This is a genomic window from Streptomyces mesophilus (assembly GCF_040300965.1).
GTDB classification, from domain to species: Bacteria; Actinomycetota; Actinomycetes; order Streptomycetales; family Streptomycetaceae; genus Streptomyces; species Streptomyces mesophilus_A.
This window is the reverse complement of the sequence record NZ_JBEPEW010000065.1, coordinates 26,241-43,796: the sequence shown is the minus strand read 5'-3', so window position 1 is coordinate 43,796 and position 17,556 is coordinate 26,241. Positions and strand designations below refer to the sequence as shown.

General features: G+C 67.1%; 22 protein-coding genes and 1 pseudogene. 18 read left to right on the top strand and 5 right to left on the bottom strand.

Going from position 1 to position 17,556, the window contains the following annotated elements; translation table 11 throughout:
• From ABT367_RS22680 to ABT367_RS22665, 4 genes and pseudogenes are all read right to left on the bottom strand, one after another.
• The coding region (locus tag ABT367_RS22680; RefSeq protein WP_352254897.1) for a tyrosine-type recombinase/integrase at positions 1–1,397 on the bottom strand (1,397 nt) is incomplete at its 3' end.
• A complete protein-coding gene (locus tag ABT367_RS22675) occupies positions 1,367–1,912 on the bottom strand; it encodes an ImmA/IrrE family metallo-endopeptidase (protein ID WP_352254896.1) in 546 nt (181 codons plus the stop codon). The genes ABT367_RS22680 and ABT367_RS22675, both read right to left, overlap by 31 nt.
• Positions 1,913–2,021: 109 nt before the next feature.
• On the bottom strand, positions 2,022–2,246 hold the full coding sequence (locus ABT367_RS22670; protein WP_352254898.1) for a hypothetical protein: 225 nt from the start codon (positions 2,244–2,246) through the stop codon (positions 2,022–2,024).
• Between the two features lie 153 nt (positions 2,247–2,399).
• A pseudogene (locus ABT367_RS22665) lies at positions 2,400–2,528 on the bottom strand (hypothetical protein); the annotation flags it as partial.
• A gap of 179 nt (positions 2,529–2,707) precedes the next feature.
• On the opposite strand from ABT367_RS22665, the gene ABT367_RS22660 reads away from it, so the two are divergent.
• The 10 genes from ABT367_RS22660 (at position 2,708) to ABT367_RS22615 (ending at position 7,563) form a co-directional block, all read left to right on the top strand.
• Positions 2,708–2,932: a helix-turn-helix domain-containing protein gene (locus ABT367_RS22660; protein WP_352254895.1), complete on the top strand. Its 225-nt coding sequence runs from the start codon at positions 2,708–2,710 to the stop codon at positions 2,930–2,932.
• Entirely contained in the window at positions 2,925–3,203 is a 279-nt protein-coding gene (locus ABT367_RS22655) for a helix-turn-helix domain-containing protein (RefSeq protein WP_352254894.1), read from the top strand. The genes ABT367_RS22660 and ABT367_RS22655 overlap by 8 nt, the downstream gene beginning before the upstream one ends.
• Before the next feature lie 13 nt (positions 3,204–3,216).
• A complete protein-coding gene (locus ABT367_RS22650) occupies positions 3,217–3,660 on the top strand; it encodes a hypothetical protein (RefSeq protein WP_352254893.1) in 444 nt (147 codons plus the stop codon).
• The gene (locus ABT367_RS22645) at positions 3,657–3,998 is read left to right on the top strand and encodes a hypothetical protein (protein WP_352254892.1); all 342 of its coding nucleotides are present in this window, start codon (positions 3,657–3,659) and stop codon (positions 3,996–3,998) included. Before ABT367_RS22650 ends, ABT367_RS22645 begins: the two co-directional genes overlap by 4 nt.
• Before the next feature lie 27 nt (positions 3,999–4,025).
• Positions 4,026–5,009, top strand: a complete 984-nt coding sequence (locus ABT367_RS22640) for a hypothetical protein (RefSeq protein WP_352254891.1) — start codon at positions 4,026–4,028, stop codon at positions 5,007–5,009.
• The gene (locus tag ABT367_RS22635) at positions 5,006–5,416 is read left to right on the top strand and encodes a hypothetical protein (protein WP_352254890.1); all 411 of its coding nucleotides are present in this window, start codon (positions 5,006–5,008) and stop codon (positions 5,414–5,416) included. The genes ABT367_RS22640 and ABT367_RS22635 overlap by 4 nt, the downstream gene beginning before the upstream one ends.
• A complete protein-coding gene (locus tag ABT367_RS22630) occupies positions 5,413–5,727 on the top strand; it encodes a hypothetical protein (protein WP_352254889.1) in 315 nt (104 codons plus the stop codon). The genes ABT367_RS22635 and ABT367_RS22630 overlap by 4 nt, the downstream gene beginning before the upstream one ends.
• Positions 5,724–6,068 carry a hypothetical protein gene (locus ABT367_RS22625; protein ID WP_352254888.1) on the top strand — a complete coding sequence of 115 codons (345 nt, stop codon included), beginning with the start codon at positions 5,724–5,726 and terminating at the stop codon, positions 6,066–6,068. The genes ABT367_RS22630 and ABT367_RS22625 overlap by 4 nt, the downstream gene beginning before the upstream one ends.
• Before the next feature lie 45 nt (positions 6,069–6,113).
• Positions 6,114–6,764 carry a hypothetical protein gene (locus ABT367_RS22620; protein WP_352254887.1) on the top strand — a complete coding sequence of 217 codons (651 nt, stop codon included), beginning with the start codon at positions 6,114–6,116 and terminating at the stop codon, positions 6,762–6,764.
• A gap of 127 nt (positions 6,765–6,891) precedes the next feature.
• A complete protein-coding gene (locus ABT367_RS22615; protein WP_352254886.1) occupies positions 6,892–7,563 on the top strand; it encodes a hypothetical protein in 672 nt (223 codons plus the stop codon).
• Between the two features lie 1,037 nt (positions 7,564–8,600).
• On the opposite strand, the gene ABT367_RS22610 is transcribed toward ABT367_RS22615, so the two are convergent.
• Positions 8,601–9,614: a hypothetical protein gene (locus ABT367_RS22610; RefSeq protein WP_352254885.1), complete on the bottom strand. Its 1,014-nt coding sequence runs from the start codon at positions 9,612–9,614 to the stop codon at positions 8,601–8,603.
• A gap of 234 nt (positions 9,615–9,848) precedes the next feature.
• On the opposite strand from ABT367_RS22610, the gene ABT367_RS22605 reads away from it, so the two are divergent.
• The 8 genes from ABT367_RS22605 to ABT367_RS22570 all read left to right on the top strand — a co-directional run bounded on the left by ABT367_RS22605 (position 9,849) and on the right by ABT367_RS22570 (position 17,482).
• On the top strand, positions 9,849–10,307 hold the full coding sequence (locus tag ABT367_RS22605; protein WP_352254884.1) for a hypothetical protein: 459 nt from the start codon (positions 9,849–9,851) through the stop codon (positions 10,305–10,307).
• A gap of 21 nt (positions 10,308–10,328) precedes the next feature.
• Positions 10,329–11,993 carry a terminase gene (locus ABT367_RS22600; protein ID WP_352254883.1) on the top strand — a complete coding sequence of 555 codons (1,665 nt, stop codon included), beginning with the start codon at positions 10,329–10,331 and terminating at the stop codon, positions 11,991–11,993.
• Between the two features lie 23 nt (positions 11,994–12,016).
• Positions 12,017–13,477, top strand: coding sequence for a phage portal protein (locus ABT367_RS22595; RefSeq protein ID WP_352254882.1), 1,461 nt, complete (start codon positions 12,017–12,019; stop codon positions 13,475–13,477).
• 214 nt (positions 13,478–13,691) lie between these two features.
• On the top strand, positions 13,692–14,456 hold the full coding sequence (locus ABT367_RS22590; protein ID WP_352254881.1) for a hypothetical protein: 765 nt from the start codon (positions 13,692–13,694) through the stop codon (positions 14,454–14,456).
• A 59-nt stretch (positions 14,457–14,515) separates the two neighbouring features.
• Complete coding sequence (locus tag ABT367_RS22585) at positions 14,516–15,037, top strand: hypothetical protein (protein WP_352254880.1); 522 nt, start codon at positions 14,516–14,518, stop codon at positions 15,035–15,037.
• A 36-nt stretch (positions 15,038–15,073) separates the two neighbouring features.
• On the top strand, positions 15,074–16,054 hold the full coding sequence (locus ABT367_RS22580; RefSeq protein WP_352254879.1) for a phage major capsid protein: 981 nt from the start codon (positions 15,074–15,076) through the stop codon (positions 16,052–16,054).
• On the top strand, positions 16,054–17,085 hold the full coding sequence (locus ABT367_RS22575) for a glycosyltransferase family 4 protein (RefSeq protein ID WP_352254878.1): 1,032 nt from the start codon (positions 16,054–16,056) through the stop codon (positions 17,083–17,085). The genes ABT367_RS22580 and ABT367_RS22575 overlap by 1 nt, the downstream gene beginning before the upstream one ends.
• Positions 17,069–17,482 (top strand): Gp19/Gp15/Gp42 family protein, encoded by a 414-nt coding sequence (locus tag ABT367_RS22570; protein ID WP_352254877.1) that lies wholly within the window; start codon positions 17,069–17,071, stop codon positions 17,480–17,482. The genes ABT367_RS22575 and ABT367_RS22570 overlap by 17 nt, the downstream gene beginning before the upstream one ends.
• The last annotated feature ends 74 nt before the right edge of the window (positions 17,483–17,556 follow it).

The window sequence follows — 17,556 nt, the reverse complement described above, 5'->3', positions numbered from 1 at the left end:
GCCGTCTCCTTGTACTTGACCTTCTTGTGGTCAAACGCGCTGATCTTTAGGTTGGCCAGCGCCTTTGCCTTATCCCAGTAGGGGGCGGAGGCCTTGGGGGAGTGGCTGGGGAGAACCGGCTCCGGGGGAGTGAACCAGCTGTCCATCGCCTGCAATCCGCGCGCCCCAGCCTGCGGCATGAAGTGAGCGTAGTGCTCGAGCGTGACGTTCGGCGAGGCATGGCCAAGCCACTCGGAGAGCGACACGATGGATTCGCCGGCCTCGAGCTGCACGCTCGCGTAGGTGTGCCGCAGGACGTGGAACATGTCTTCGCGAGACTGCTCGAAGATCGGGTTCTTGCGGGTTCGGCCGCCGTATTTCTGGACCTTCTCGCCGATCTTCTTGAGCACCCCCGCGATGGCGAGCGCAGGCTTCCAGCTCCGGTCATTCCAGGTCCGGTAGTAGATCCGGTTGCCGTGCGAGGTCGTCAATACGAGCCGCACCGTGCTGGGCTTCCTCTGCCTGGCCTGTAGCTCCGTCTCAGGTGCCTCTGGGTTCCGCCACGGCAGGGTGCACTCGACCGCTGGGAAGTGCTTGAGGGCATCAAGCACCCGGTGAGCGAGCCGCGGGGACACCGGTACATCTCGAGTCTTGCCACCCTTCGGTAGGCAGAAGTACGGCCGGCCACGCGAGTCCCATCGCAGCTGTCGCCGCACGTGTACGACGCCGGCCTCGAAGTCGAAGTCGTCCTCTGCAAGCCCGAACGCTTCCCCTTGCCGGAGCCCGAGGCCGACGCCGAGGTCGACGGCAAGGTGGTATCGCTCCTGCAGCCCGGCGCGGACCGCGTCCACGATCTCCCGAGTCCACGCCTTTGCCTTCTTCTTCGTTCGCTTCGGAGGCTTGATGCTCCGATGAACGCGGCAGGGGTTCCTCGTGAGCCGGCCGTCGTCGACGGCGGCTTGCAAGATCGTGGATAGGTGGATCCAGATGACCTCGGCGGTCGACGATTCGACGCGGGCCAGGAGCTCCGCCTTCCACGCACGAAGTACGGACGCGTCTATGGCCCGGAGGGGCTTCCCGCCGATCAGCGGAACTATGTGGTTCCAGATCCTGCTGCGCATGGGAGCGGCGGTGGATGGTTCGTCAATCCTGCCCGGCCACCAGTGCTGTTCGATGTACTCCGTGAGCGTCATGGCTCCGCGTCTCGGGTCGACGAAGTCGCCCACCCGGGACTCGTGCTCGGCTTTGGCCTTCCAGGTCTTGGCGTCGGTGAGGTTGTCGAAGCTACGGTCTCGTACGCCGACGATCCCGGCGACGCGATACCGTTTGCCCTTGCCCCAGCGGTCGGTACGTTCTCGGTTTCCGGTCTTGGGGTCGGGTCTTTTGTTCAGCCAGCGGTCTTCGATGTAGCCAGCCATGAATCCTTTTCCAGGTCCATGAGCCGCACTCGCAGCATGCGCTCGGTCACGTCGAGCTCGGCCGCGGCTTCCTCGTAGCTGGTAGCCCATGGGAGGACGCGGACGAGGTCGCTGAGAGCGATCAGTTTGCGTGCGGCACGTATGTCGGCGATGCGCTCCTGTCGCACGGTGATGTGCTCGCGAAGCGAATCGTGGGGGATGCACTCGCCGTCGTCCGCGAGGACGTGCTCAAGCTCGTGGGCGAGGACGCAGCGTTCTTGAACGCGCGTGAGTCCGGAAGCGACGACGATCGCCCGTCGTTGGGGGAACCAGATGGCCCAGGTGTCCTGCATCCGCTTGCGCTTGACCATGATGCCGAGTTTCGACAGCTCGGCATCGGGCGCATAGGGGCCGGATGGCTGTGCCGCGCTGCCGCGAGGGCTTCCGCCCATCAGTCTCCGCTTGAAGGCGGAGCGCCTGCTTGAGCGCTGCTCGTTGGACTGATCGGACGGGCCCTCGTTCTGGATGGCGGGCACGCCACCCCCACTTTGTCAGGCGTCGCGAGTGACGCATATGTCGAATGAATGTTCGATTCAATCAAGGTGGCCTCGCGACAGCAAGCTCGATCCCCGGCGGATCGGCAGGTCAGCCGTCTTCCGGCTGGATCCCGTCCAGGACGTCGAGGGCGTCGCGCAGGTCCTGGTTGGCCGGGCCGTCGGAGACGGCGTGCGGGCGGTGGGCAGCGAGCGCGTAGTCCGAGCGGCTCGCCTGCTTCAGGCCGAGGAGGAAGTCCTTGACTCGCTGCTGCTGCTCGGGGGTCGCTGTGGCGAGCTCCATGAGGAGCTCGGCGTCGAGGCCGGTGCTGGCCACGCCTTGTGGGGCGCGTCCGAGTTGACTGGCTGATGGAAGGGGGGTGGGGTCGCCGCCATTGGCCATGTCGCGGGTGCTCCCGGGTGTCCAACCGAGCGGCGCCTCGAGTCGAGGCAGCGAGATCGGCCAGCGCTTTCGCGGGGTCCCCTTCTCGACGCTGACGACGCTCTTCACGTCTACGCCTGCCGCCTGGGCGAGCTCTACCTGTGTGAGCCCGAGCTCTCGCCGCCGGTCCGCGATTCGCTGACCGAGCCGCTTCCACTGCTCGTCCGTTGCCTGCATGGGGGCAGTCTCCCCCAAAACATGCAACAACTGGAACCCAGGGGAGTCGATACGCCCGCTGTTTCCTATCCATGGCGTTCCCTCCTGTCTCTCGTTCCCCATGTCGCAGCATCCTGAGGGATGGAAACGAGCCCCGTCAATACTTGATTCGTTCCTCATCGTTCCCTAAAGTTCCCGTCATGCGAGCGAACGGAGACACCATCCGGACGCTGCGTGAGGAACGGGGGTTTCCGCTGCGCGGCTTCGCGCGCCGGGTGCAGGTGAGCCCTGCGCAGCTCTCTCGGATCGAACGCAGCCAGTCCAACCCGCGGCCGGATCTCTTGAAGCGGATCGCTGAAGGCCTCGGGGTTCGGATCACGACCATCGCGTGCCACCACGAATCAGAGGAGCCCGTCCATGAATGACCAGGCGTTGCCGGCGTCGCCGTTCTTCACGACTCGGCAAGCCGCCGCGTACCTGAATCGCCCGGTGGACACCCTGCGCGTCTGGCGTCACCGCCGCTTCGGGCCGCCGTCGTTCCGGCAAGGACGCAAGGTCATGTACCGAATCGCCGACTTGGATACCTGGATCGCCGAGTGCGAGTCAGGGGACTCCCGTAGCAACTCCGACCTGGACCCGCTCCAGCAAGATCCGGAGTCCCGCAAAGGCCGAGCCCGACCGCCGTATGCAGCATGAACGGAGATCGCTCATGACCCGTGAGGAGCTCACCAATCTGGCGCTCAGCGCCCTGGGGCAAGGCCTTGCCGATGAGCGCCAGGAGGCGATGGGCACGCTGGCGACACTCATCCTCCGAGGCCGGGCGAACGCCTTCGGAATGCTGCACGCGTACGCCCTCATTGCGACTCGGAGTTGGGCGCAGCGGCATGGCAGTGCGGATCGCGACGGGCTGTGGGTATTCGGTGCGGTCGACGAGGAAGGCGCCGATGTGCTCATCGATGCCGTCGAGCCGCACCAGGTCTTCGCCATGCGGTTCTCCGTCGCGTGTGCCAACGACGACGACGCGATGATGGCCGCACTCTTCGAGGCGGCGGCTGGCCACCCTGACCCCTTCTACTTCCCGCAATGCGCCATTGCCGTCTACGACTTGGCGCTGGAATCGCTGCGTGACGTAGCACCGGACGCCGTTCCGTGAGCGAGCAACCAGCGCTCGACCCCCTCGAGCCGATCATCACCGGCGAAGACGAGCGGGCGGTCCTGGGGTTCGAGGACTGGTTGGCGCAAGTGCGTCCGGCCTTCGAGGACGCTGCCGCATCCGGCCGAGTCTTCACCGCCTATGAGATCGCGAGTGAGCGACAGCTCCCTGACCCGCCGCACTCGTGCCTATGGGGTCGATTGATGAGCCTGCTGCGGGATGAGGGCCTGATCCGCCACGACGGCTGGACCAACGGCACTCGCCCAACTGTCCATGGATCGGGAGTGAAGACCTGGACCGGGCTGGCCCTGTCGCCTGATCAACCTGCCGCTGCCTGATCTGCTACGGGAAGAGGAACCCGTCTCATGGCCTGGGTCCGTATCTCCGACGACTTCTACGACCACCCGAAGTGCGACGCCGCCGGTGCACTCGGGACCGCACTGTGGGTGGCCGGCCTGGCGTGGTCCAACCGCAACTTGACCGACGGGTTCATACCGCGCCGATCTGCCTTGCGTCTGCTGGACTTCGAGGACGCTGCCGAAGCGGTGCGGTACGCCGAGGGTCACGCAGGAAGTAACGCCGCTACTCACGATGTGGATCACGAGGACCTCGCCCCGTTGATCGCACGGTTCGCAGTCCGCCGCCTGGTTAAGGCTGGCCTGTGGGAGGAGGACGAAGGTGGCTTCCGCATCCACGACTACCTCGACTATCAGAAGTCCGCCGAGCAGATCGAAGGTGAGCGTAAGAGCAGCGCCGCGCGGCAGAAGGCCTTTCGGGACCGTAGGAAGAAGCCGGAGTCGACTCGGCCCCCTCAGCGTGACGCGAGCGATGACGGTGCGCGTAACTCCGTTACTCACGCTCCCGTAACGCCTGCTCCCAACCCCAACCCCACTACCTCTCCTAACGGAGAGGTAGGCAAGCAGCGCGTGGGCGCGGAGGCGCGCGAGCGCCCCCGACTTGTCGTCGCCTCCGCGGTCGACGACCCGCCGCCCGCCAAAGCTGTGCCCCTGGTCGATGCGTGCACCGCGACAGGACTGGTGGTCGCTTGGCGGCTGACGGAAGCCGAGTGGCTCAAGATCGAAGCCCTCGTCGACCGCGTCGGCATCCCCGCCCTCGTCGAGCACGCCCGGCGTCTGCATGCCTCACGCACCACGCCAGCGCATTCGGCTCGTGCCTGGCTCAAGTCATGGGCCGGCCTGCCCACTGGGGCCAGCGCCGCCCCTCCGCCACCCGATGCCGCACCTGTTCTGCCGGCCGCGCCCGGTCAATCCGGCACCGCTGATGGCTTGTTCGGGCGAGCAATGGCCCGCGCCCAGACCCGTATGAACCAGGAGGTGCCCCCCGGATGACTCCCGACGAGACCGTGATGCTTGCCGCCTACGTCCACGCCCAGTGCCCGCAGCAGAAGTTCGACGAGTACACCCCCGACGCGTGGCACGACGTCCTCCAGCGCTACTCGCTAGCCGAGGCCCGTGCCGCAGTCGTCGCCCGCGTGGAGGCCGGGCATGCATTCGTCGCGGTCGGCGAGATCGTCACCGAGATACGCCGAGCTCGCAGCAACCGCGCAAAGAACTTCCAGGGCCCGGGACTTGCCGCCCAGATCCCCGACGCCGACCCCGACGATGTACCTGCCTACCTCGCGGCCCTGCGCGAGCAGCGATTCCGCGCCGCCAGCCCCCTCAGCGGAGAAGCGGGTGAGGTCCAGGCACTCCTCGGCGGAATCGGCCACCGCGTCCCTGCAGGGCGTTCGCGATGACCGCAGTCAGCGAAGAGGACATCGGGCTCATGCGCCGCCAGGGCGACCTCGCCGACTTCATACGCGCCGAGGTCACCCGTGCTCGCGACGATTGCGACCGCCGCCGTGCCCAGGTTCTTAGTCACCCTGACCTCGCGGGACGCCTCAGAACCGCACCGTTCAACTACCCCACCCCGCACGCGTGGACGGGCTACTTGCCGCCCGATCAGTGGAACGGCCATCGCAATAGCAGTCCCGCACGCACAGCACTCATCGCCCTGATATCCGAAGCCGCACAGCGCGCCCACACCCGATATGGAGCTGCCGCATGATCACGACCTCCAAGCCGGTACCGACGGCCGACGCCGTCATCGACACCATCGCCGCCGTCCTCGAGCACCGCCCGACCGCCAGTCCGGACGAGGCCGCCGTCGAGATCATCACGACCCTGGCCGTAGACGGCTGGAACATCAGCGCCCAGCCGACCTCGACGCCGGACGAGCCGGCCGCCGTACCCGAACCGGCTACGGCCACGGTCTGCCCGCTGTACGAGTGCCTGGACGACCGGACGTACACACGCGAGCAACTCGCTGAACACCTTGGCGAGCATGCGGTCCTCGAGCTAGCCCACACCATCGCCACCGAGGCCTTCGGCAGGCGTGCCACCAGCTGACCAGGTGCTACCAGCCCGTTTCGGTCAACTCCAGGGAGGCCTACCGTGAACGACTCCACCGACACCGGAATGCCGCCCTGCCCCGGCCGCTGTAATCGCGACCGCGTCGACGGTGGTCAGGTACCGGGCGCTCCAGTGTGGTGCCGTGCATGCCAGCAGAGCATCCACGTCGCATTGCAGGAATTGGTCGATCTGTACGCCGCGCTGTGGGACGCCGGCCAACGCGCAGCCGGAGCAGGAGAGAAGGTCGCCACCAGCCGCGGCACCGGAACACCGTCCGTGAGTCCGGGGGCCGACCAGGCTGACGAGATCCTGCGCACTACGTGCGCCTGGGAGGACGCACTGCGTACCCACCTCGGCCAGCAGGCTGCCGCAGTCGGCATCGACCACGCCGGTGAGGGCCGCGCCCTCACCTCGGCTGTGGACTACCTGGGCCGCCGGCACACCGCAGCCATGTCCGCCCCGTTCGCCACCGAATACGGCCACGAAGTCCTCGCTCTGGCAGCAGGAACCCGGCGCCTCCTCCGCGCCGATCGCGGAACCTCCCGACTGGCGGCACCGTGCCCGCAGTGCGATCTGCGAGCCCTCGAGCGGGAAGGCGGAACCGACACCGTCCGGTGCCGGGCGTGCCGTTGGTTCACCACCTGGGACCGGTACGACGCCTGGGCCGGAACCTTCATGACCTCTGCTGCTTGACCGCCGGTGCCGGAATCGCACCGTGCGGCCCCGGCACCAGAACCAAGATCCGCACATGAATCGGCCCCAGGCGGTGCTCGAACACCGGCCCGGGGCCTGACACCCAGGACCTACTAGGAGGCCCTGAATGCGTAGCTCTCACGCTACCGGCACCGACAGAACCGGCACTGCCCTGGTGAACATCGCCCTTGCCGCCGGTGTGCTCTTCACGGCGGTCGCCGAGTACCACCTCGCCCGCTCCCTCGGCGCAGATCGTTTCGTCGCTGCTCTGCTGCCGGTGGCGATCGACGTCTACGTCATCGCTGCCGTCCGTCGAGGGAGAGGGCGGGACATCGCCGGCGCCCTGACCATCATGGGTGCTGCACAAGTCGCCGCCCATCTCCTTGAGGCCGGCCGCATCGGCCCTACCGTTCCGCTGATCGTGGGTGTCTCGTTGCTGGTTCCGCTCGTGATCTGGCGGGTGCACACACTCCAGATTGCGGACGCCACGGAACCCCCAGCGTCACCGGCCTCAGGGGCCGGTGCCGGACCAGGCGCGATGCCGCGAGTGCTGCTCGTACCTCACTTGGTGTCGACGGGTGAGGACCAAGTACCGCGTGGGGACCGCAAACGGGGCGGTACCAACGGCACGGTAGGGGGCGCGAGTACGTCGGAGCGTGTGAGCCCAGAGGCGGTCGCCGCTGCAAGGAAACTACTCGCCGATAACCCAGGCCTGAACGGAGCCGAGTTGGGGAAGCTGCTCGGCACCTCCGATGGGTATGGCCGCCGCGTCCGCAGGGCAGCGCTGGCGGGTGGCTGAGGAGGCTCGTCACGGATTGGAGTACGAACGGCACATGTCTGGCCTCGCCAACAACTACCTGACTACTGCACAGGCTGCGACTCTCGCCAGAGTTGCTCCCGCGACTCTGCGGCAGTGGGCTCGTCGGGGGTATGTCGAGCCTGTGCGGATTCCGGGATCGCGCACGTGCTGGTGGCGGGAGCTGGACGTGCTTAGAGCCGAGCGTGACACCAGGCGTCGAGGCGGTCGACGGGCAACCTGATCACGAAACGCCTTGATCTTGAGGGTGGTTGGTGTCACACTTCGTTCAGATGGTGGTGATCTGCGCCCACCAATAGAGCCTTCCGTAAGCCCCCGAGCCTGAATGATTCGGGGGCTTGTTCATTGCATGAGTAGGCCCTCGAGCATGGCCTATGGGCTTTACCTCCTGCGTGAGGGGGAGAGTAATGGCCTGGTCAACTAGTCGCCGCCGTGCGGAGCTACCCCGGGATTGGGGATCGCGACGACGCCCCCGCATCCTGGCCCGCGACGGGTACCAATGCGTCGCCCGGATGCGTGACGGAACCCGCTGTCCTGCGCGAGCCACAGACGTGGACCACATTGGTGACCGCCACGATCACCGCGACGCCAATCTCCAGTCGCTGTGCCGGTGGCACCACAAACGTAAGACTGCTGCGGAGAGCGCGGCAGGACGGCGCGCGCGACGACCCCCGCGGGGCCGGCCCGGAGAGCGGCACCCAGGGCTGCAGTGAAATGACCTCCTCGCCCCGGGGGAGGTCCCTCCCCCCGGGGTCCGTGAAGACCGCAAGCGTATTGCGGCTCGGTCTATGTACGGGTCTGGGGCTGCCCAGGGGTGGCGTCGTCGGAGACCTGTTGAGATGGGGAAGGATCTCGGTCCCGACGCATCGTTTGCTGCGCCGCGGGGCTGAGACATTGCCGCACTTCGCGCCACGCTCGTACCACGGCAGGGATCTTGAGTAGCAACTCCTGAACCTGGTAAAGGAGCAGTGACATTGCCCCAAATGCGGCCAGGACGAACAGTGTGATCTGATCCCATTTCATCGGGCCACCCCTGGACCGTGCTCATTTCCGGTGATGGGTAGTACCCGATCAATCCATGCGGCATCGGCGCCGACCGATCTGAGCGCGGCGCGCTTGGTGGCGCGATCGTTTACAGGGTCGGGAAGAAAGCGCAGCTGTAGAGTTCCCGTTCTTCCGTCCTTGTGGCCGAGGTAGAAGAGGCACTGCCCCTTGGGCTTTCCGAGGGGATCGCACGCGCAGAAGGACCGTCTGACGCGAAGCGCTGCTCCCCAGACAGGATCAGTGAGCGCGGCCAGGAGGTGATGGTGGTTGAAGTCCGCGCCGGTGGCTGTGCTTATCTCGGTGATCCACTCAGCTCCCGTGATCCAAGAGTTGACGAAGTAGGCTGAGCTTGCGCTGCAGAGTGCGGAAATTCTGCGCAGCATGGCGGATCCAAGCCAGCTGATATCCCGATCCGTCTTTGCGAGAGCTGGGAATTCTTGTGTGTCCTGCTGTTCGTGTTCCGTCAGAGAGTCTTCTTCCCATAGAGGCGGGAACCCCATGGTGTGAAGTCTCTCCCACTCGCCATCTAGTTCACGGTGCCAGTTCGTTTGCGGAATACCTCGCAAGATGGCACGGCTGTCAGTGCCAACCAGCTTCACGTGGAGATCTGACCGGTTCACTTTCTCTACGCGCAGTCCGATGGCGCCTCGAATCTGGACCCCGACCTCTGCGCAGGGAAGAAGGTTCCGAAGTGCCAACTCGTTCATGGAGGTTGGTGCGCCCGCAGACTGGCCGTCAAGCTTGATCACTGGAGGATGGCCGGGGCGCATCAGCACCGCTGAGATACCTGTGGGGTGCGCCCAAAGGCGCCCGCCATTTCCCAAGAGGGCCATGATTTGGGATTCCAGCTGTGCCTGGGCGCCAGTCGCTACCGGCAACGGCGTCTGATTGTCCTGTTGTTTGAGGGAATCCTTGGCGAATTGAAACGGTTCGCCGGTGTAGGTGACCCGAGTTCGAGTAAGGGTGGAGAGGCGTCCGCCAGCAGACATGGCACGATCCGTCCTCGAACGCTGCTGCCCCTGAACGTCCGATAACTGATCGGCGCACCCCAAACGGGTGCAATCGGACACGCAAAAACCAACTCGGTGAAGCTATGGCTTCTTCATCCCATAGGTGACGCTGCACTGGGGCAGCTCAGCGTCGGGACCGGCCCCCTAAAGGCCACCGAGAGGCTACCACCGCCAGCTGCAGCACGGAGAGCTTTCGTAGGCGAAGGGGGAAAAATGGCTGGCCGAGGCCCCGCCCCCAAGGACCCTGTGCGCCGTGCTCGGCGAAACGCCGAACCGTCTCCACAGACTGTCCTCCGCTTCGAACAGGCCGAGCCACCCGACCTCCCATGGTGGCCCGGCGAGGAAGGGGACTGGCCGGAGCGCACACGGGACTGGTGGCAGATGTGGCGGGCCTCGCCGCAGGCCGAGCATTTCTCCTCCACTGACTGGGACTTCCTCCTCGACACCGCGCTCATCCACGCCCGGTTGTGGTCGGGCGAAGCGTCAGCCGCCGCCGAACTGCGGCTACGGGTGGCCAAGTTCGGAGCGACACCGGAGGACCGATCTCGGCTGCGCATGCAGTTCGCACAGGCCGACGAGGCAGATGCCCAGCGCCCTCACCGGGAGGCGGCTGCACGTGATCGGTACGCCACGCTACGGGTGATCAAACCCGCCGGGGCCGCGGAGACGTAGGCAGGCTGGGGGTGGTCACCCGTGCCCTGGCGCGGACCGAACTACCTAGGCGAACTACCGACGCTGGGCTGGCAGGTACTGGACTGGATCTCCGAGTACCTGATCGTTCCGGACGGCCCGGCGGCCAATGAGCCGCTCGTGCTCACCGATGAACAGGCGCTGTTCGTTCTCCAGATGTATGCCATCGACCCGCGCTTCGATGGGCCCGCGATCCGCGGGCGGTCTCTGGTCAACGGCCGGCGCATCCGGCGTGCGGTCTTGTCGCGACCGAAGGGCTGGGGCAAGTCCCCTCTGCTCGCTGCGCTTTGCCTGGCCGAGGCGCTCGGCCCAGTGGTGCCGGACGGCTGGGATGCCGAAGGCGAGCCGGTCGGCCGGGAGTGGACCTCGCTCGGTTTCAAGGCAAAGGTCCAGATCGTCGCAGTCAGCGAGGATCAGACGGCGAATACGTGGGATCCATTGTTGGAGATGGCTCGCCATGGTCCCGTACGTGATGCGTACGCGATCGAGCCGATGGAGTCGTTCGTCAACGTCCCAGACGGGCGTATCGAGTTCACGACGTCCGCGGCCAACTCGCGCGAGGGCTTCCGCCCGGTCTTCTCCGTGATGGACCAGACCGAGTCATGGACGCCGAGCAACGGAGGCCGCAAGCTCGCTGCGACCATCCGTCGCAACCTGACCAAGGTGAACGGTGCCTCGGTCGAGACGCCGAACGCCTTTGTGCCCGGTGAGGACTCGGTGGCCGAGCGGTCCTTCGAAGCCTGGAAGAAGCAGGTGGAGGGGAAGACCAAGGCCGACGACGGCCTTCTCTTCGATCATCGCGAGGCCCCGGCCGAAACTGACCCCGCCGACGAGGACTCGCTCCTCACCGGCCTCGCCGTCGCCTACGGCGGCAGTGCGGACGCCAACGGCGGCTGGGTCAATCTGCGCCGAGTCCTGATGGACTACTGGGACCCGGACACCGACCCGCAAGACGCACGCCGCTACTTCCTCAACCAGGTCACCCACGCCACCGACTCCTGGCTCGCCCAGCCCGAATGGTCGGGCTGCGCAGCCCCGGACACGACCGTCGCCGCCGGCGACCGGATCGTGCTCGGCTTCGACGGATCACGCCGGCGCCGCAAGGGTGTCACCGACGCCACGGCGCTCATCGCCTGCCGGGTCGAGGACGGCCACCTGTTCCCGATCCAGATCTGGGAACAACCCGACGGCCCCGCCGGGGACACCTGGGAAGTCCCGGTTGCCGAGGTGCTGGCCGCGGTCGAGGAAACCTTCCGCCGCTTCGACGTGGTCGGCTTCTACGCCGACCCTGCCAAGTGGGAGGGCCACATCGCCACTTGGGAGGCAAAGTACGGGGTTCGGCTCCCGGTGAAGTCGAGCCGCCAGCACCCCATCGAATGGTGGATGACGGGCGGCCGGTCCGGGCTGATCGTGCGGGCGCTGGACAAGTTCCACGCCGCGGTCGTGGACCGAGAGCTGACGCATAGCGGCTCGTCCGTCTTGACCCGCCACATCCTCAACGCGCGGCGCCGCCCGTCGGCCTCGGGCTTGCAGATCGCCAAGGAGCACCCCGACTCCCCGCGGAAGATCGATGCCGCGGTCGCCGCCGTCCTTGCCTGGCAGTGCCGCCTCGATGCCGTCGCCACCGGCGCGCGCAACCGTTCCCGCAAGGTGACCATCCTGCGCTGACAGACGGACACGGGGGTGATCGCATGGCCACCTCCACAGAGCGGCTCACGGCGGACGAGGAACGCACCCTTAGCCGTCTCTATCAGCGGTTGATCAACTCACGTACCGCCTCCCTGCGTAACGGCGGGCTGGAAGTACTAGGCAGGTACTACGACGCCGACACCTACATGCGCTCCATCGGCCTGAACGTCCCGCCCGGATACGACGCCCTGCGCACGGTGATCGCCTGGCCGGCGCAGGCCGCAGACACCATTGAGGAACGCCTTGATGTGGAGGGCTTCCGCACCTCCGCTTCCGATGCTCCCTCCGAAGTGCTCTGGGATATATGGCAGGCCTCCGGGTTGGACGAGGAGTCGCAACTCGCCCATGCCGACGCCCTGATCTACGGCCGCGCCTACGTAGTGGTCGGCACGGACGCCACCGGCGGCCCGGCGATCACCGTGGAGTCACCGTTGTGGATGACCCATGAACGCGACCCGCTCACCCGGCAAGTCCGCGCAGCGGCACGCTTCATACAGGACCCTGGCGAGGTCGATCTGCCTGAGTACGCACACAGTGCCACCGCGGTTGCCGCTTCACTGTTCTTGCCTGGCCAGACCGTGCAGGTGGTCCACGAGGGAGGTGGGGCCGGTGGCTGGACTGTCGTGGACCGTGACGCGCACGGCATGCCGCAGATCCCGGTCGTACCGCTCGTCAACCGGCCCCGAGTCGCCGACCGGGCCGGCCGCTCGGAGATGCTCCGTGTCATCCCGGTTGCAGATGCATGCTGTCGGGCAATCACGAACCTGCAGATCGCGACCGAGTTCCAGGCTGTGCCCCAGCGCTACATCCTCGGCGCCACCCCGGAGGACTTCGAGGATGCCGATGGCAACAAGGTCCCCGCCTGGGAGGCCTACCTCGGCCGGGTCTGGGCTCTCGCCAACGATCAAGCGAAGGCGGGTCAGTTCCCCGCGGCCGAGCTACGCAACTTCACCGACGCGATCACCCAATACGGCAAGCTCGCCGCCTCATTGCAGGGCGTGCCGCTCTCCTACTTTGCGGCCGGCGCGGACAACCCCACCAGTGCAGACGCGATCCGTGCGGAGGAGGCTCGTCTGGTCAAGGCGTGTGAGCGCCGCCAACGCGCCTTCGGCGGGCCGTGGGAGCAGGTACTGCGCCTCGCCGTCTGGATTACCGAGGGCGGCAACTATCCCGAGGGCGTGGAGAAGTTGGCCACGATATGGCGCGACCCATCTACCCCGACGATGGCGGCGAAAGCCGACTACGTGTCCAAGATGGTCGCCGCCCAGGTCTTCCCGCCCGCCTATGGGCCCGAAGCCCTCGGGCTGCCGGTCAGTGAGCAGGAACGAATTGCCGAACTATGGCAACAGGCTGACCCCGCCTCTCGGTTGGCCGACTCTCTGAATCGCGCCACCCGCACTCGGACGGCTCAGCCGGACAACGGCACCACGGGCGAGGAGGCGCCGGATGGCCCGGAGCGATAGTCTCCGGCAGCTCACCGACGGACACCGTCGCGCCCAGACCGCGCTGTCGTCCCGTACCGCCACGCAGGTGCTTGACGGATGGCAACGCCTCGTCCAGCCCCACCGTCTAGACGAGACTGCACCCCAGTGGCTGGACGCATCCCTCGCCACCATCGCCACCTCCCACACCGAGTCCCGCACACTCGCCGCGTCGTACCTGCGACTACACCGCGCTATGAACACCGACGCGACACTGCCGCCTTACGACGCGGAGCCGGCCGGTGACGTGATCACGCTGGGGGAACTGCGCGACGACTTCGTCGATCTTGCCGACTTTGACCTCGACGTAGACGACGACGGTCTGGAGGTGATCGTCGAAGACGACTACACCTGGCCCGAGCCGGACGCCGCCGCTCTCGATGCCGCGGCCCGCACATCCTTGGTGGTCACCGGACCCGTGCACGCCCGCCAGCGCCTCGCCCAAGCCGAGCGGCAGACGGATACGGGGCGTCTGGACGACGCCGGATTCCTCGCTGAGCTCGATGCCCTGATGCGCGATGCGGGTACGACGGCCGCCGCCGCGGCCGACCGCGAAGCCCTCCGCGGCGGCCGGGACCTCCTTCATCGTGCCTCGGCCGCCGATCCACAGACGGTGGGTTGGGCGCGCGTGACCGACGCCGACCCGTGCGCATGGTGCGCCATGCTCGCCTCCCGCGGCGCCATCTACCGGTCCGGAGACGCCGCCCAGCTCAAGGGGAGTGCCGGCCCACTGGCTCCGGTCGACGCGGAGGATCTGGAGAAGTACCACGACATGTGTCACTGCCAGGTCATCCCTATCTACTCGCGCACGGACTGGTTGCCCGAACAGGGCCGCGCTTTGCGTGAGTTGTGGGACCAGGCCACTGAAGGCCATGCCGGACAGGACGCGATCAACGCGTACCGGCGTGCGATCGAGGCCCGGCGCCGCCGCGCCCGCGCCCGCGGCGTATCGCTCGCCTGAACACACCCTCCTTAACGACCACCCGGGCCGCACCGCGGCCTCAAGGGAGTTGATCACGCATGCCTGACGCGCAGGCCGCGCCAGTCCCGCCGACCTCCACCAGCGACAACACCGCGGGCTCTGACGATGCCAACACCTCAGAAGCCGGACAGGATTCGCCGCCCAAGCAGGACGAGAGCACGCTCCCGGACTGGGCCCGCAGCGAACTCACCCGAGCCCGGGACGAAGCCGCCCGGCGCCGTATCGAACTGCGTGGGCTGAAGGACCAGCTCGCCGGCATGGCCGACCCGGAGGAGGCGAAGGCCGCCATCCAGGAAGCCCACGACCGCCTCGCCGCAACCGAGCACCAGCTCACCCGTGAACGGCTGGGTCGCAAGTACCAGCTCCCCGACGTTCTGATCTCCCGCATCCAGGGGGACGACGACGAGGCCATGGAGAAGGACGCCAAGGCGCTTGCCGAGCTGGCCCCGGCTAGCGCCGCCCGTCCGCCCCGCCCCGACCGCCTTCAGGGCGGCGGCGAGGCTGCGCCACTCTCCGCGGCCGATCAGTTCGCCCAGATCATCCAGACCCGGCTGCGCTGACGCGCGCGGCGAACCCCCATGAAGTGAGGGCCAGATATGGCTGCAACCCCCGTCAAGCTCTCCGCGATCGAGCCGATACTCCTACCGCCGGAGATCACCTCCCCGATCTTCGACCGCGCGGTCGAAGAGTCCGCGGTGATGCGCCTGGCCGACCGAGTGCCGCTGGCCATGACAGCCCAGACCGCTATCCCCGTCCCGCTCGACCTGCCGACCGCGGGCTGGGTCAAGGAGGGCGGGCCCAAGCCCACGGGCACCGCCGGTATCGGCGCAAAGATCATGCAGGGTGAGAAGGTCGCCTGCCTGGTGCCGATCTCCCAAGAGGTCGCCAACAGCAACGCCGCCGGCCTCTATACCCAAATCCAGCGGGACCTGCCCAAGGCTCTGGCCCGTGCCTTCGACCTCGCCGCCATCCACGGCAAGACCCCCACCGGCGGGCCCGGCCCGTTCGCCGACTTCCTTACCGAGACCCCCTACACCGTGCAGCTCGGCACTGCCCCGCAGAACAAGGGCGGCATCTGGGCCGACCTCGTAAACGGGATGAAGCTCGTGGTCGACGGCGACGACGACCCGGAGGATCCTTCCGAGGGCTACGACGTCACCGGCTGGGCCGGCGACCCGCGGCTGCGCCCAGACCTCCTGCTCGCCACCGACATCAACGGCCGCCCGGTCTTCGTGGACACCACCACCCCGGGAATTGGCGCCGTCGGATCAGGCTCCCTGGTGGGCCTGCCGCTCTCTTACAGCCGAGGCATCTCCGGCAAGGTCATCCGCCAGAGCGGCGCCCGAGACACCGGACTGCGCCTGATCGGCGGCGACTTCGACCAGTGCAGGTACGGCGTCGGCATGGATATCACGATCAAGATCTCTACCGAGGCCGGGTACGTCGACGTGGATGGTGTGTGGCACTCCGCCTTCCAGGAGAACCTGGTTCTGATCCTGGCGGAGGCGTACTTCGGGTTCGTCGTCGGTAACCCGAAGGCGTTCGTCACCCTGACTGCCAAGGGTGGCGGTAGCTAATGCCGACTCCTCGCCCGCTGCGGATCACGGCCCGGGTGCACGCCTACCCGCCCGCCCACAATGCGGGTGGGGAATGGATGCTCCACTCCATGCTTCGCGCCCTGGTCGAGCGTGGACACGAGGTCAGTGTGTGGCTCTCGCGGTACGGGCAGATCCCGCACCGCTACATCCTGGACGGGGTGCAGGTCATCCCGTTCCAGGCCCGCATCGACTTCGCTGCCCACGCCCGCGACTCCGACGTACTGGTCTCCCACCTGGAGAACGTGCCGATGGTCGCCGCCCTGGCCCGCGAGTACGGGGTGGCGATGGCCGCGATCTGCCACAACACCCATCTGCCTACCTTCCGGCACGCCGCCGGTGTCGACCTCGCCGTCTACAACTCGCACTGGATGCGTGCCGAAGCCGAGGTCTTCTACGGCGAGTTCGCCGACCACGCCCGCCCGCAGAACACCGCGATCGTGCGACCCCCGGTGTACGCGGAGGAGTACCGCACCACGCCGGGGGAATGCGTGACGCTGGTCAACCTCAACGCCGACAAGGGCGGAGACCTGTTCTGGCGCATTGCGGCCCGGATGCCGGAGACGGAGTTCCTCGGCGTGCTCGGCGCGTACGGTGACCAGATCCTGCCGCCGCACCCATTGCCGAACCTGGAGATCATCGACCACGTCTCCGGCCACGACATGCGTGAGAAGGTGTATGCCCGCTCCCGTGTGATGGTCATGCCCAGCTCGTATGAGTCCTGGGGTCGGGTCGGTGTGGAGGCCATGGCCTCCGGTATCCCGGTTGTTGCCCACCCGACCCCGGGACTGACCGAGTCCCTCGGCCACGCGGGGATCTTCGCCGACCGGGACGACCTCGACTCCTGGCTGTCCGTCCTTGCCTCCGTGCTGGAGCTGGACGCCTACGCCACCGCGTCCACCCGCGCCCTGGAACGCTCTGCTGAGCTGGACCCGGCGGGCGACCTGAAGACCTGGGCCGACGCGGTCGAAACCTTCGTCCGGCGAAGGGGGGACAGTGACCGCGACCGTTGAGCAGGTCAAAGCCCTGCTCCCCGAGGGCACCGAACTGGGTGACGCGCAGATTCAGGCCCTGATCACCCAGGCGGAAACGTATCTGTACGCCCGCGTCCCGGACCTCGACCGGCGCATCGCCTCCGGCCAAGTCACCCAGGCCACCGTGGACTTCATCGAGGCTTCCATGGTCGCCCGTGTGGCCCGCAACCCCGATGGCTACCGAGCCGAGACCGAAGGCGACTACTCCTATCAACTCGACTCTCGGGCAGCGGCCGGCTTCCTGATACTGCTCCCTGACGAGCTGATCATGCTCGGCATTGGGCGCGGCGCCTTCACCATCGCCCCCACCAACCCGCCCCGCCGGCACCGGCACCCGCCCGGCCCGGTCTGGCCGCCCGACTGGTGGTGTCGATGAGCCTGCTGGACCGCGGCCCCGAGACGGTTGTCATCTATCCGGCTGGCCCTGTCTTGCCGGACGGAACCCGCGGT